Annotated in this window: 8 protein-coding genes; 6 read left to right on the top strand and 2 right to left on the bottom strand. The window is 71.7% G+C overall.

Annotated elements, in window-relative coordinates; translation table 11 throughout:
• Nucleotides 1–21: 21 nt before the first annotated feature.
• From KGD87_RS07315 to KGD87_RS07290, 6 genes are read left to right on the top strand one after another with little or no spacing between them, the layout of a single operon-like run.
• A complete protein-coding gene (locus KGD87_RS07315; RefSeq protein WP_284666757.1) occupies nucleotides 22–4626 on the top strand; it encodes a type I polyketide synthase in 4605 nt (1534 codons plus the stop codon).
• A complete protein-coding gene (locus tag KGD87_RS07310) occupies nucleotides 4627–7725 on the top strand; it encodes a type I polyketide synthase (RefSeq protein WP_284666756.1) in 3099 nt (1032 codons plus the stop codon).
• 33 nt (nucleotides 7726–7758) lie between these two features.
• Complete coding sequence (locus KGD87_RS07305) at nucleotides 7759–9036, top strand: glycosyltransferase family 4 protein (protein WP_284666755.1); 1278 nt, start codon at nucleotides 7759–7761, stop codon at nucleotides 9034–9036.
• Nucleotides 9033–9785: a thioesterase II family protein gene (locus tag KGD87_RS07300; RefSeq protein ID WP_284666754.1), complete on the top strand. Its 753-nt coding sequence runs from the start codon at nucleotides 9033–9035 to the stop codon at nucleotides 9783–9785. The genes KGD87_RS07305 and KGD87_RS07300 overlap by 4 nt, the downstream gene beginning before the upstream one ends.
• A 26-nt stretch (nucleotides 9786–9811) precedes the next feature.
• A complete protein-coding gene (locus KGD87_RS07295; RefSeq protein WP_284666753.1) occupies nucleotides 9812–10141 on the top strand; it encodes a hypothetical protein in 330 nt (109 codons plus the stop codon).
• Between the two features lie 22 nt (nucleotides 10142–10163).
• Nucleotides 10164–11030: a cupin-like domain-containing protein gene (locus tag KGD87_RS07290; RefSeq protein WP_284666752.1), complete on the top strand. Its 867-nt coding sequence runs from the start codon at nucleotides 10164–10166 to the stop codon at nucleotides 11028–11030.
• 15 nt (nucleotides 11031–11045) lie between these two features.
• Here the strand turns inward: KGD87_RS07290 and KGD87_RS07285 are convergent, their stop codons facing one another.
• Both KGD87_RS07285 and KGD87_RS07280 read right to left on the bottom strand, forming a co-directional pair.
• Nucleotides 11046–12485: a hypothetical protein gene (locus KGD87_RS07285; RefSeq protein WP_284666751.1), complete on the bottom strand. Its 1440-nt coding sequence runs from the start codon at nucleotides 12483–12485 to the stop codon at nucleotides 11046–11048.
• Nucleotides 12486–12540: 55 nt separating this feature from the next.
• The gene (locus tag KGD87_RS07280; protein ID WP_284666750.1) at nucleotides 12541–14670 is read right to left on the bottom strand and encodes a lantibiotic dehydratase; all 2130 of its coding nucleotides are present in this window, start codon (nucleotides 14668–14670) and stop codon (nucleotides 12541–12543) included.
• Nucleotides 14671–14826 lie beyond the last annotated feature (156 nt).

Genomic DNA, 14826 nt, shown 5'->3' with positions numbered 1-14826 from the left:
AACGTGAGTTCGTCGACAGCCATGAGCGATGACAACCTGAGTGACGGCGACGACCTGGCCATTGCCATCGTCGGAATGGCGGGCCGCTTCCCGGGCTCCCCCGACGTGGAGACCTTCTGGCGGAACCTCTGTGAGGGTGTGGAGGGCATCCGCTTCTTCACGGACGACGAGCTGAAGGCCCGCGGCGTCCCCGAGGAGCGCCTGCGACAGCCGGGCTTCGTGCGCGCCGGGGCCGTGCTGGAGCAGGTGGACGCGTTCGACGCGAGCTTCTTCGGCTATTCGCCGCGCGAGGCCGTGCTGATGGACCCGCAGCACCGCATCTTCCTGGAGTGCGCGTGGGAGGCCATCGAGCGCTCGGGCCACGGACTGGATACGGAGTCGCGCTCGGTGGGCGTCTTCGCGGGGACGAGCCTGAGCACGTACCTGCTCTTCAACCTGCGCACGCACCCGGAGCTGCTCGAGTCGAGCGACAGCTTCCAGGTGATGATTGGCAACGACAAGGACTTCCTCGCCACGCGGCTGGCGTACCACCTGGACCTCAAGGGCCCCAGCCTGGATGTCCAGACGGGCTGCTCCACGTCGCTGGTCGCCACCCACCTGGCCTGCCAGTCGCTGATGGGCTTCCAGTGCGACGTGGCCATCGCGGGCGGCGTGTCCGTGGACGTGCCCCAGCGCACCGGCTACGTGCACCAGCCCGGGGGCATCGCGTCCCCGGACGGACACTGCCGTCCCTTCGACGCGCAGGCGCAGGGAACGCTCTTCGGCAGCGGCGTGGGCGTGGTGGTGCTCAAGCGGCTGGATGACGCGCTGGCGGACGGCAGCCACATCCACGCCGTCATCCGGGCCTCCGCCATCAACAACGACGGCGCCTCGAAGCTCGGCTACACCGCGCCCAGCGCCGAGGGACAGGCGGAGGTCATCGCCCGCACCCACGCGTTGGCGGGCGTGACGCCAGACACGGTGGGCTACGTGGAGACGCACGGCACCGGCACCCTGCTGGGAGACCCGGTCGAGGTCTCCGCGCTGACGAGCGCCTTTCGCGCCGGCACCGAGGCCACCAGCTTCTGCGCGCTCGGCTCGGTCAAGTCGAACATCGGCCACCTGGACGCGGCGGCCGGCGTGGCGGGGCTCATCAAGACGGCCCTGGTGGTGGAGCACGGACGCATTCCCCCCACCCTCCACTGCCACACGCCCAACCCGAACATCGACTGGACGCGCAGCCCCTTCTTCGTGAATGCCGCGTTGAAGGAGTGGCAGACGCATGACCACCGGCGCCGCGCGGGCGTGAGCTCCTTCGGCATTGGCGGCACCAACGCCCACGCGCTGCTGGAAGCGCCGCCGCCCCCGGCCCCCTCCGGCCCGTCGCGGCCGTGGCAGTTGCTGGTCCTCTCCGCGAAGAAGCCGGCCGCGCTCGACGCCATGACCCAGAACCTGGGCGCGCACCTGGCGGCACACCCCGAGCAGTCCCTGGCGGACGTCGCGCACACCCTCCAGATTGGCCGCAAGGCGTTCGCGCACCGGCGCGTGGTGGTCTGCGAGCGTGGCGAGGACGCGGCCACGGTGCTGTCCGAGGTGAACCCCGAGCGCGTGTTCACGGACGTGGCCAAGGACGGTGGCCGCTCCGTCGTGTTCCTCTTCCCCGGCGGTGGCGCGCAGCACCTGCGCATGGGGCAGGAGCTGTACGAGAAGGAGCCCGCCTTCCGCGAGGCCTTCGACGCGTGCGCCGCCCTCCTCCAGCGCCGCGGCGGACCGTCGCTTCGCACGGTGCTGTACCCGGCGGGCGACGCGGACGCGGGCGCGCCCCTGCCCCGCCCCTCCGTGGGCCTGCCCGCGCTCTTCACGGTGGAGTACGCGCTGGCGAAGCTGTGGGAGTCCTGGGGCATCCGGCCCGAGGCGATGATTGGCCACAGCATGGGCGAATACGTGGCCGCGTGCCTCGCGGGCGTCTTCTCGCTGGAGGACGCGCTGGCACTGGTGGCCGAGCGTGGCCGCCTCTTCGAGCAGCTCCCGTCCGGCGCCATGGTGAGCGTGGCCCTGTCCGAAGAGGCGCTGCAGCCGCTGCTGGGCGAGCGCCTGTCCCTGGCCGCCGTCAACGGACCGTCGCAGTGCGTGGTGGCCGGCGACACCGCCTCGGTGGATGCGCTGTCCGCCGACCTGGCCACGCGAGGCATCGAGCACCGGCGCGTCCACATCGACGTGGCCGCGCACTCGCACCTCATCGACTCCATCCTGCCGGCGTTCGCGGCGTTCGTCGGGCGGCTGAAGCTCCAGACGCCGACGCAGCCCTTCGTCTCCGGCGTGACGGGGACGTGGGTGACCGAGGAGGAGGCCACCGACCCGAGGTACTGGGTGCGCCACCTGCGGCAGACGGTGCGCTTCGGTCCGGGCGTGCGCTGCCTGCTGGAGGACCCGTCGCGCGTGCTGCTGGAGGTCGGTCCCGGGCGGACGCTGGGCTCGCTCGCGCGCCTGCAGGTGGAGCGCGGCCAGCCCACCGTGGTGCTCACGTCGATGCGGGCGCCTCGCGAGCCCGGCTCCGACATGCGCTTCGTGCTCACCACGCTGGGCCGGCTCTGGGCGGCGGGCGTCCCCATGGACTGGCGGCGTCTCCAGGCCGGAGAGCAGCGCCGGCGCGTCGTCCTGCCCACCTACCCCTTCGAGCGCAAGCGACACTGGCTGGCGCCGAACGCGGCGGGCCTCCCCATCACCAGCGAGGTCTCCCTCGCCCGGCGCAAGGACGCGGCGGACTGGTTCTATCTGCCGTCCTGGAAGCGCACGCTCGCGCTGCGCGCGACCACCGCCGCGCCCCAGAGCTGGCTCGTCTTCACCGACACCAGCGGGCTGGGAGACGCGGTGGCGACGCGGCTCGCGGAGAGCGGCGGCCGAGTCGCCCGGGTGTCGCAGGGCTCCGACTTCCGCCGCGTGGATGACGGCGCCTTCGAAGTGGACCCCACCCGCCCGGAGACCTACGCGGCGCTGCTGAGCGCGCTCGCCGAGGACGCCTTGCGGCCCGAGCGCATCGTCCACCTGTGGAGCGTGGACTCGGCGGGAGAAGGACTGGCGGGCGTGGAGCACGCCCAGCGCACCGGCTTCTTCAGCCTGCTCTTCCTGGCCCAGGCGCTGGCGGGCCAGGGCGCCTCCGGCCCCGTGCAGCTCACGGTGGTCTCCAGCGGCGTGCAGGCCGTCACCGGGCATGAGGTGCTGGCCCCGGAGAAGGCCACGCTCCTGGGCGCCTGCCGCGTGCTGCCGCACGAGGTGCCGGGCCTGTCGTGTCGTTCAATCGACGTGGAAGCCCCGAGCTGTAGCAAGACGCTCCAGGCCCTGGCGGCGCGGCTGACGTGTGAGCTGGCCACGGGCTCCTCCAACGGCGCCGTGGCGCTCCGAGGCAAGAACCGCTGGGAACAGTCGCTCGAGCAGGTGCGCATCACCGCACCCGCGGCGGATGCGCCGTCACGCCTGCGGCAGCGCGGCACGTACCTCATCACCGGCGGCCTGGGTGGCATCGGGCTGGTGCTGGCGGAGTCGCTCGCGCGGCAGGTCCAGGCACGGCTGGTGCTGGTGGGCCGCAATGCCCTGCCGGAGCGTGACACCTGGGACACCTGGCTCGCCGAGCACGGTGAGCAGGACCGGGTGAGCCAGCGGCTCCGTCAGGTGCGGGCGCTGGAGGCCCTGGGCTCCGAGGTCCTGGTCCTCCAGGCGGACGTGGGCGACGCCGAGCAGATGGCGGAGGTGCTGCGCCGGACACGGCAGGCCTTTGGCGAGCTCCACGGCGTCATCCACGCGGCGGGCGTGCCCGCGGGTGGCCTTGCCCAGCTCCGCACCCAGAAGGCCGTGGAAGACGTCCTGCGCCCCAAGGTGTCGGGCACGTGGGTCCTGCACGCGCTGCTGCGCGACATGCCCTTGGACTTCTTCGTGCTCTGCTCCTCTCGCACCGCCTACACGGCGGAGCCCGGGCAGATTGACCACTGCGCCGCGTGCGCCTTCCAGGATGCCTTCGCCCACCAGGCCGCGGCGACGGGGAGCCTGCCCATCATCTCCCTGGGCTGGGACACCTGGCGCGAGGTGGGTCAGGCCGTGACGACGCAGATGCCGGACGGCGCCAACCCGATGCGGGAGGCGATGCTGGCCCATGCCCTGACACCGGCCGAAGGCGTGGACGTCTTCGAGCGCGTGCTGGCGCAGGCCCCCACGCACATCGTCGTGTCCACCGAGGATTTGCGAGCAGCCATGGCGCGCAGCGCCTCGCTGCTCCAGGACTTGATGGGCCCCATGGAGACGGACGCCGCGCCGACAGCGGAGCGCACGGCGCCCGCCAGCATGGACGAGGCGGAGCGCGAGCTGGCGGACATCTGGCAGCGCTTCCTGGGCGTGGAGAGCGTGGCGCTGCACGAGAACTTCTTCGAGCTCGGTGGGAACTCGCTGATTGGCCTGAAGGTCATCAACGAGGTGAAGCGCCGCTTCGGCAAGGACCTGCCGGTGGTGGCGCTCTTCGAGAACCCCACGCTCAGCGCCATGGCCCGGCTGCTGACTCGGGGGCAGGAGCAGGGCTCGGCCACCACCAGTGACCGGCGAAGCCGCGGAGCGAAGCGCCGGGAGCTCATCCAGCAGCGGCGCCAGTCGGGGAACTGAATGCGCGAGGGGGACAGCGTGTCGGACAACAACACGGGCATGGAGATCGCAATCACCGGCATGGCCGGGCGCTTCCCGGGCGCGCGCAGCCTGGAAGAGCTGTGGCGCAACCTCTGCGACGGCGTGGAGGCCATTGAGCCGCTTTCGGACGAGGCGGTCCTCAAGGCGGGCCTGCCCCCCGAGGTGCTGAAGGATCCGCACTTCGTGAAGGTGGCCTCGCGGCTGGAAGACGTGGCGGGCTTCGACGCGGCCTTCTTCGGCTACACGCCGCGCGAGGCGGAGGTGATGGACCCGCAGCAGCGCCTCTTCCTGGAGTGCGCCCTGGAGGCGCTGGAAGACGCGGGCTACGGCGGGCCGCCTCCCGAGCTGCTGGTGGGCGTCTTCGGCGGACAGGCCCTGAGCACGTACCTGCTGCTCAACCTGCTGGGGAACGCGGAGCTGATGCGCACGGCGGACCCGCTCCAGCTCAACCTGGGCAACGCGGGCAGCTTCCTCACCACGCGGGCCGCCTACAAACTGGACCTGCGCGGCCCCAGCTTCAACATCGAGAGCGCGTGCTCCACGTCGCTGGTCGCGGTCCACGTCGCCTGTCAGAGCCTGCTCAACCAGGAGTGTGACGTCGCGCTGGCGGGCGGCGTGTCCATCAACCTCCAGATTCAGGGCGGCTACCGCTACGTGGAGGGCGGCATCCTGTCGCCGGACGGGCACTGCCGCCCCTTCGACGCGCAGGCCAAGGGCATCGTCTTCGGCAGCGGCGCGGGCGTGGTGGCGCTGCGGCGCCTGGAGGACGCGCTGGCGGATGGCAGCCCCATCTACGCGGTCATCAAGGGCTCCGCGGTGAACAACGACGGCGCCGCGCGCGTGGGCTACACCGCGCCGGGCGTCGAGGGCCAGGCGGCCGTCATCTCCGAGGCCCTGGGCAGCGCGGGCGTATCGGCCGGGAGCATCGGCTACGTGGAGGCGCACGGCACCGGCACCGCGCTGGGAGACCCCATCGAAGTGCAGGCCCTCATCCGCGCCTTTGGCGACGAGGCGGCCGGACCGCGCACCTGCGCCCTGGGCTCCATCAAGCCCAACCTGGGCCACCTGGACGCGGCGGCGGGCGTGGCGGGCCTCATCAAGGCGGCGCTGGCGCTCAAGCACCGCAAGCTGCCGCCCAGCCTCAACTTCGAGACGCCGAACCCCAACATCCCCTGGGACGCGAGCCCTTTCTACGTCAACACGAAGCTGCGCGAGTGGAAGGCCCCCGCCCGCGAGCCCCGCCGGGCGGGCGTGAGCAGCTTCGGCATGGGCGGCACCAACGCCCACGTCATCCTGGAGGAGCCGCCCGCCCGCGCCCCCGTTCCGTCCACGCGCCCGCACCAACTCCTGCTCCTGTCGGCGCGCACGCCCACGGCGCTCGCCTCGCAGGCGTCCCGGCTGGAGGAGCACCTCCGCGCGACCAAGGGCCTGGAGCCCGCGGACGTGGCGTACACGCTCCAGGTGGGCAGGCGCCGCCACCCGCACCGCCGCGCCATCGTCTGTCAGGGGCGTGAGGACGCGCTCACCGCGCTGGGTGACATCAGCCGGCAGCTCTCCGCCACCGAGGAGCGCACCAGCCGCCCCACCGTGTTCATGTTCCCTGGTCAGGGCTCGCAGTACGCGGGCATGGCGCAGGGCCTGTACGAGAGCGAGCGCGGCTTCCGCGCGGACGTGGACGACTGCGCCACCCGGCTCACCCCGCACCTGAAGCTGGACCTGCGCGAGGTCCTCTTCCCCGCCGCCAACCGCGCCGAGGAAGCGCAGCGGCAGTTGCAGCAGACGCGGCTGGCTCAGCCTGCGCTCTTCACCATCGAGTACGCGCTCGCGCGGCTGTGGATGTCCTGGGGCGTGCGGCCCGAGGCCATGGTGGGCCACAGCATCGGGGAGTACGTGGCCGCGTGCCTCGCGGGCGTCTTCACCTTGCCGGACGCGCTGGCCCTGGTGGCCGCGCGGGGCCAGCTCATGCAGGACCTGCCGCCGGGCGCCATGCTCTCCGTCGCGCTGTCGGAGGCGGAGCTGGTGTCGTCGCTGGACGCGCGACTGTCCGTGGCCGCGGTGAACGCGCCGTCGATGACGGTGGTCGCCGGCCCCGAAGACGCCGTGGACGCGCTGAAGGCCCGGCTCGAGGCACGCGGCGTCCAGTCGCGCCGCCTGCACACCTCGCACGCGTTCCACTCGGCGATGATGGAGCCCATCGTCGCGCCCTTCACCGAGCGCCTGCGGCGGGTGAAGCTGTCCGCGCCGCAAATCCCCTTCCTCTCCAACGTCACCGGCACCTGGGTGACGGCCGCCGAGGCGAAGGACCCGGCCTACTGGGCCCGCCACCTGCGTCAGCCGGTCCGCTTCGCCGCGGGGCTTGCGCAGCTGCAATCCGCGCAGGTGCTCCTGGAGGTCGGCCCCGGCCGCACGCTGACCACCTTCGCGTCCCAGCCCGGCGCGCTCCGGCAGGCGCCCACCACGGTGACGTCGCTCCGTCATCCGGACACGCGGCAGGCGGATACGGCCGTGCTGCTCGGCGCGCTGGGACAGCTCTGGCTGTCGGGCGTGGACGTGGACTGGGAAGCCTTCAACGGCGAGGAACGGCGCCAACGCGTCGGGCTGCCCACCTACCCATTCGAGCGCAAGCGCTACTGGGTCTCCCCCGACGGGCACCGCGCCCTGGCCGCCGCGCCGTCCACGGAGCGCGCTCCCGAGACGAAGGAGCCCGACGAGGCTCCGGCCGCGGGCTACTCCCGCCCCGCGATGGCCGTGGCCTACGTGGCGCCCGACACGGAGGACCAGCAGGTGGTGGCGCGTATCTGGGAGGACGTGCTGGGCGTGCGGCCGGTGGGCGTCCACGACGACTTCTTCGCGCTCGGTGGGCACTCCCTGCTGGCCACCACCGTGGTGGGACGGCTGCGGGACACCTTCGGCTTCACGGTGCCGCTGCAATCGCTGTTCGAGGCGCCGACGGTGGCCCGGCTGGCGGCCCTGGTGGCCGAGCAGCGCAAGAGCCCCGGCCATGACGACCCGGAGGTGGAGGCCCTGCTGCGGATGCTGGCGGAGCTCACCGCCAAGGAGGGCGCGGCCAGCCGTTAGCCCCGCGTCCACACCCCTTTCGAGAGACAGCCCATGGCACCTCCCATCTCCCCACCCTTGAAGGCCCTCCTCCTGGCCATGGAGTACACCCCGAACGTGGCCGGCGGTGTGGGCACCTACGTCTACGAGCTGGCCCGCGGGCTGGCGCGCGGCGGGTGCAAGGTCACCGTCCTGGCGTACACGCCCGGCGAGCCCGCGGTGCTCCGCGAGCCCAACCTCACCGTGCACATGATGCCGCCCAGCCGCGGCAGCCTCTCCCAGGCGGGAAAGCTCTCTTTGGTGGGCGGCATCCGCGTCTTCAACGACGACCTGCTTCACCGAGGCCGCGAGCTCATCCGCGAGGAGCAGCCAGACCTCATCCACTTCCACCAGTGGCACACCCACCGCGCCGCGCGAGCGCTGGCCAACGAGGCCGGCGTGCCCGTGCTGGGGACCAGCCACTACATCTCCGAGCCCGCCGAGCGATGGTGGGGACAGACGCCCGACCCGGAGATTCTCGAGGAGGAGCGCAGCTTCTACGACGGGTCGACGAACGTCATCTCGGTGAGTGACTCCATGAGCCAGCTCATCCGGGAGACCTACGGGATGCCGGCCTCGCTGCTGCACACCATCCACTGCGGCATGGACGCGGGCCCCTTCCTCCAGCCCAAGCACTCGCCGGAGGACTACGCGCGCCTGCGCGCCACGGTGGCCACGCCGGATGACCCCGTCGTCCTCTACACGGGCCGGCTGCACCCCATGAAGGGCATCAGCGCCATCTTCGCCGCCGCCGAGCGCGTGCTCGAACGGCGCCCCAACGTGCGCTTCCTCCTGGCCGGTGGCACCGACTCGCGCGAGTCCACGCAGATGGTGCAGACGCTGACCCAGCGCTACGCGCACCTGCGCCACCGCATCAAGCTGCTGGGCAAGCTGCCACGCCAGCAGCTCGGGTTGCTCCATCGCATCGCGGACCTGGCGCTGGTGCCTTCGCTGTACGAGCCCTTTGGCTACACGGCCATCGAGGCCATGGCCTCCGGCCTGCCCCTGGTGGCGACGCGCTCCGGGGGCCCGTCGGAGATCGTCGACCACGAGAAGACGGGCCTGCTGGTCCCCGTCCTCCCTGGCGCACCGGGAGGTCCGCGCGAAGTGGACGTCGAGGCGCTCGCCGCCGCGCAGCTCAACCTGCTGGAAGACCGTGAGCGGGCGCGGCGCATGGGGCTGGCCGGCCAGCAACGCGTGGTGGAGCTGTTCAGCCTGCCGCGCATGGTGGCCGCCAACCTCGCCGTGTACCAGCAGCTCGTCGGCGGACAGGGACGCGAGGTGCGGTCATGACGGATTGGTTGGCCTTCCACGTCCCCGCACCGGCTTCCTGGGTGCGGCTGTTCTGTCTGCCGCACGCGGGCGGCAGCGCCTCGCTGTTCCGCGCCTGGCAGGCGGAGCTGGGGCAGGACATCGAGGTGTGCCCGGTGCAGCTCCCCGGCCGGGAGAACCGCCTGCGCGAGCCGCCCCTGCGCGCGCTGCCGGACGTCATCGCGCCCCTGGTGGACGTGCTGGCGCAGCACACGGACAAGCCCTACGCCCTCTTCGGACACAGCATGGGCGCGCTGCTCGCATACGAGCTGACGCGGGCCCTGCGCGAGCGCGGGCTGCCAGCGCCCCTGCACCTCTTCGTCGCCAGCTACCGGGCGCCGCACACGCTCCAGGCCCACACGCCGGCCACGGCCACGCATGACATCGACGCGTCCGAGGCCCGGCGCCTGGGTGAGTCACGCGCCGTGTCCGGCGAGATGGCCGAAGAGCTGCTGACGCTGATGCGCGCCACCATGCTGGCGGACACCGCCGTGTGCGAGGGCTACTCGTGGAAGCCATGCCCCGTCCTGGCGTGCCCGCTCTCCGCCTTCCGCGGCTTCGACGACTACGTGCTCGATGACGCGACGGAGGCGTGGCGCCAGCTCACCGCAGGTCCGTTCGCCACCCAGACGTTCCTGGGCGACCACTTCTTCCTGCGACAGACGCCGCGCGGCCTGCTGCAGAACATCCGCCGGAGCCTCACCAGGCTGCGGCCCGCCTCGACTCGCTGACCCCCTTTTTCCAAGGAGCCTTCCCGATGAAGTACCTCGTCTACGTCAAGGACCGCACCTCGGGCCCGCAGCCCCAGGATCCCATCGCCCTCAACCGCGCTGTTCGTGACTGGGTGGGCGCCCGCCTCCAGGACGGCACCTTCGACTGTGCCTACTACGTCCTCCCGAAGATGGGCCTCTGCATCCTCAACGCCGACTCGCACGAGTCGCTGCTGACGCTGCTGCGCGCCTGGCCGTCCTTCGCGTTCCAGGAGTTCGAAATCCACATGCTGGCGGACGTGCGCCACGGCATCGACAACAACTTCGAGCGCCTGCAGAAAGCAAGCGCCCCAGGCCAGTCCGAGAGCGCGGCCTGACGCACCACCCGGGAGAGCCGCCATGAGCACCGCCACCGCCCAGAAGGGCGCAGCGCCCCTGGTCCCCGAGCGCATGCCGCTCGACAACCGCCGGGCCTTCTACGAGCGCATCGAAGCCAACAACAAACCCGTCATCCTCACCGACGCCATGAAGGGCTGGCCCGCGGCCGAGCGATGGACCTTCGACTACTTCGCCACGAAATACCGCGACGTGAGCGTCCCCGTGGAGTGGCTGCAGTACAACGCCAAGGACACGGGCGGCGTGGAGCGCGTGGGCCGCGTGCGGAAGATGAGCATGCAGGAGTACGTCGACACGCTGAAGGCGAAGGGCGACGAGACGCCGGGCTACCTCATCGGCAACGACTTGTTCCGCACCCTGCCGGAGCTGCACAAGGACGTCCGCTTCGACGAGTACGCCGTCCAGCGCAAGCTCACCGAGCAGCTCTTCTTCATGGGCCCGCGCGGCACCTTCACCCAGCTCCACCTGGACCGCGCGCACAACCTGCACGCCGTCATGGTGGGCCGCAAGCAGTGGCAGTTGTACTCGCCCAGGCGGGACGCGGAGCTGCGCCCGGCGAAGCTCAGCCACCCGTGGTCCGTCGTGAGCACGCATGACCTGACGCCCCACGGTGGCAAGGCGGACCAGCTCCCCGGTGGCCTCGTCCCGGACTATGACTTCGTCCTGGAGGCCGGGGAGATTCTCTACCTGCCCTACGGCTGGTGGCACCGCGTGTACACGGTGGAGGACGCCATCGCCACCAACTACTGGTGGTGGACCTGGTCGATGCTGGCCAGGCTGGGCCCGAAGCTCATCCCCTCCATCGCCTTGAGCGCGGCGGGCCGCATCCGCAAGCAGCAGAAGCTGGGCCGCGAGTACCGCGAGCAGTAACGCGGCCCCGCGGTCTCACTCCAGTTCGATGAGGGCGCCCACCACGGCGCCCTGCGCGACATTCACCACGCCGGTGCCCCGCTGCATGGGGCACATGCGGAAGAAATGCCCGCCGTAGGTCTCGCCGAGCACGAAGAGCCCCCAGACGACGCTGTGGGGCACCACCGCGCCCTCTGGCCCCAGGGCGTGGATGGGCGTCGGGCGCACGCGCTCCTGCACCACCCAGTCGCCCACGTCGAGCGCCTCGCGCACGGCCGTGTCCCAGTCGGCGGCGGAGGTCGCCCAGCCCACCCGCACGGACTCGCCGCCGTAGTCCCGGCCCGGCTTGAGGACCAGGGACTCGCGCTGCGAGGCCAGCAGCTCCGGAACGAAGTACCGCGTCCCGTCGCGCTCGACGTGCGTCCGTTCGACCCGGCATGTCCAGGGGACGTTCCGGCGCACCAGCTCCCGTTCCGGCTCGGACAGCGCGGACGTCGTCATGTGCTCCCACAGCAGCGTGAGGTTACGCTTGTCGTCGAGCACATCCTGCGCCGGACCGTTGAGCAGACTGACGGTCCGGGCATCGAACGCGGCCTGGGCCCGCGCGACGTAGGCCGCGCCCGCCAGCGCCACCCTGTCGCGCGCGTCGTACTCCACGACGGCGTGCAGCCGCTTGCCCCGGAGCGTGAGGCGCGCGCCGGGCTCGGACTCCACCGAGCCATAGGTGGCCATGAGGACCTCGCCGCGCGCGCCTTCGGGCTGGAGGAGCTCCTGGAGCTGGGCGGTGAAGAACCGGCTCACCTGCTCCGCCGGCCCCGCGTCCGGCAAGGTGCTCGGGGAGAAGAGGATGCCGATGTTGCACTCCCCTTCCCAGTCGACGTCTCGCCGCACGGTGTCGACGAGGTTCGCGAAGAAGTCGCGCAGCGTCCGCGGCTGACGGACGCGCAGCCGCTGCTCCACGGCGAAGCGCTGCATCGCGGGCTGCGCCAGCACCTGCTGGACGTGGATGGCCGTCTCCCAGCCCCCCACACCCGCCGTCATGTTGAACTCCAGGCACTTGAGGGCCGTGCCGTCATGGATGAAGTCACCGCGGCCAATGGCCCCCCGGGCGTCATCCGTCCGCGCCAGGGCCTCGAGCGCCGCGTGGGCCCGCTCATGCGGAATCCCATAGAACGCCGCCGCGCGGTCCGTCGCGCCCAGCAGCCGCCGAGGGGCCCGCTTGATGAGCCGGCAGAGCGCAGGGGCCACCTCCCGCATCTGCCGCGCGACCGGGCCCTCCACGAAGGTGGGCCAGGCATGCAGCTCATACGGGATGAGCGGCGACGCCTCGTACGGCTTGAACGTGTGGCGAGAGAAGACCTCGGGGACGCGCTCGGTGAACTCCAGGAACGCGGCGGCGGCGGGAGAGAGCTGACCGTGCTGCGCTTTGACTTCTGGAGGGAAATGTCCGCCGGGAATCGGCTCGGGCACGCTCATGGGCGTACGGCTCCTTCGTGAACAGGGGTGAAACCGTTGGAATGCCGCGGGCTGCTCAGGACAGCTCGCAGACCAGCCGCAGCTCGCTCGTGTAGCGGCGCTGCGCCGCGTCGGTGAGCCAGAGGTGCTCCGGGTCCGGCAGCATCTCCGAGAACTGGACCCGCGAAGCCGGCGACTTCTCCGCCGTGCTCCGCACCAGCTTCGCCATCATCTCCACCAGCAAGGGGCTGTCGAAGTCCACGAAGCAGGGCTTGCGCTCCGTCGCCACCTTGAAGAACGCGAAGCGCGGAATGCCCAAACCCTGCTGCCAACGCCGGGCAGCAAGCCACTGCGCCAGCGGGTCCGTGAGCCCGGCGAAGCCCAGCTCGGACGCGGGCGCGCTCCAGCGCTCACGGGCGACGACCACGCCATCCACCGTCACCCGAGGCGAGTAGTCATCCGCCAGCGCCAGGTCGAAGATGCTGGCGCAGCGCTGCTCCAGGAACACGGCCATGAACGCCATCAGGCCGAAGCGGCGCCCGCTCACGCGGTCGAGGACCTCCAACGTGCCGTCACGCCGCTCCACCACCATGTCCCCCACGCGAAGCGCGCGAGCGCCCGGCTGGGGCGGCGGCTCCTGCCCGGAGAGGTAGTAGAGGCTGTCACGCGGGAAGAGACACGGCAGCGTGCGCTGGCTCCACTCGGACTTGGGGAACACGGGCACCACGTCGGCCCCGGTGGCGCACCGCTCCGCGAGCGCGAAGAGCTCCTCGGGCGCGGGGTGCTGCTCCACGAAGAGCGAGGAGATGCTGTTGCACAGGTGCAGCTCCCCCAGCACGAGCTGGTAGTCCCCGGCGCGGACGGCCTCCTCGCTGGCCGCGTCAATCATCACGTCCGGCGAGGCATGCCAGCGGCTCCGCCACGCCGGGCCCGCCTCGCCGAAGGCCTCAAGCACCCGGGGCCGGAGCGAATCGACGGTGCGCGTCTGTCGTCGGACCTCCGGCTCCAGCGCGAAGAGCTCACGCCAGCGTCGGCGATGCTCGGCGACGGCCTTGGCCACGGGCATCAGCTCCGCTTCGGTGGCCGGGTCCTTGAGCCCCTGGACGAAGGCGAGCTGGAGCGCGGTGAGCGACACAGGCGCGCCGCCTTCGGACAACCGGTCGAACAGCGCATCCAGCCCCGCGCGCGTGCCCCGGGTCACCTCCCCCACCAGCCACCGCGCGCCGGTCAGCACCAGCTCCAGCACGGACCCGAGCCGGTCAATCACCGGCGCGCCCAGCATCAGCGCGCCGTCGCGCTCACAGTCCTCGTAGATGAGCGTCCGCGAGGCATACGTCTGCCCCGCCGCGCGCGTGGGCGACGCGCCCGTCACCTCCTGGAACACGGCCTCCAGCTCCGCGACCGCCGCATCCAAGGCCGAGGGCGTTCCAGCCGCCGCTTCGACCGCGGCGCGCGCGCGCTCCAGCCGCTCCAACGGCGCCAGCGCTCGGGCCCGCGCGTCGGCGTCCTCGATGGCCATCAGCGCGCCGCGCAGCACCACCTCGGGCCGGAGGACGAGCGACACCTCCCAGCCCCAGACCAGGACGCCGAATCCCACCGCCTGTTCGAGCGCCGTGAAGATTTCATCCTGCGTGGCGAAGGCCGGTGAATCACCGGCCGTGAGCTCCCGAGCGATGCTCACCGCGCTGGCCGAGCCATCACACCGCGACAGCAGCAGCGCCTGCTCCGGGCTCAGCTCCACCGGCGTGGGCATGGGGCCGTGAAGCACGTGGCCCTCCAGCCGGAAGTAGGGCAACAGCCGGGGCGGTGCCCAGTGACGCAGGGACGCGTCGCGCGCCAGCGCGGCGCTGAGCGCGTCCAGGCACCACGTCTCGAAGTAGACCGCGCGCCGGGAGACGAGCCGCTCCCCGGGCGTCCAGCGCAGCCCGTCGTTCGAAGGGGTGAGCCGAGCCCAACCCACGGGGCCAAAGAAGCCGATGGTGTCGTTCTTGGTGCTGTAGCGCTGGACGTAGGAGGCCACCAGTCGCTCGCGCTGCCGGGCCTTGCTGTTGCGCGCGGTGGCGGGAAGGGCCGCCAGCGGCTCCACGCCCGTCTTGTAGGCATGGCGGTTCTGCCAGAGCAGCGCCTCGCTCAGGTGGGATGCTCCCGCCAGTGAGCGCAGCGCCGCGCTGATGGAGAGCAGGTCCGAGTCAAACGCGGCGCGCACGACGTCACCGGGTGTCTCAACCCCGGACGTGAGCCATGTATCGGCCGCGGAGGCCGCTGTCGGAGCCGCGAGCCGGAGCGCATCCTGGGCGGGAAAGCCGGCGCCACGCAGCGCGGCCCAAGGCCACAGGGCCATTCCTGGAGCAAAGGAGACGAG

Source organism: Myxococcus sp. SDU36 (assembly GCF_030168875.1).
GTDB classification, from domain to species: Bacteria; Myxococcota; Myxococcia; order Myxococcales; family Myxococcaceae; genus Myxococcus; species Myxococcus vastator.
The sequence above is the reverse complement of the archived record's forward strand: the minus strand, read 5'-3'. Positions and strand labels throughout refer to the sequence as shown.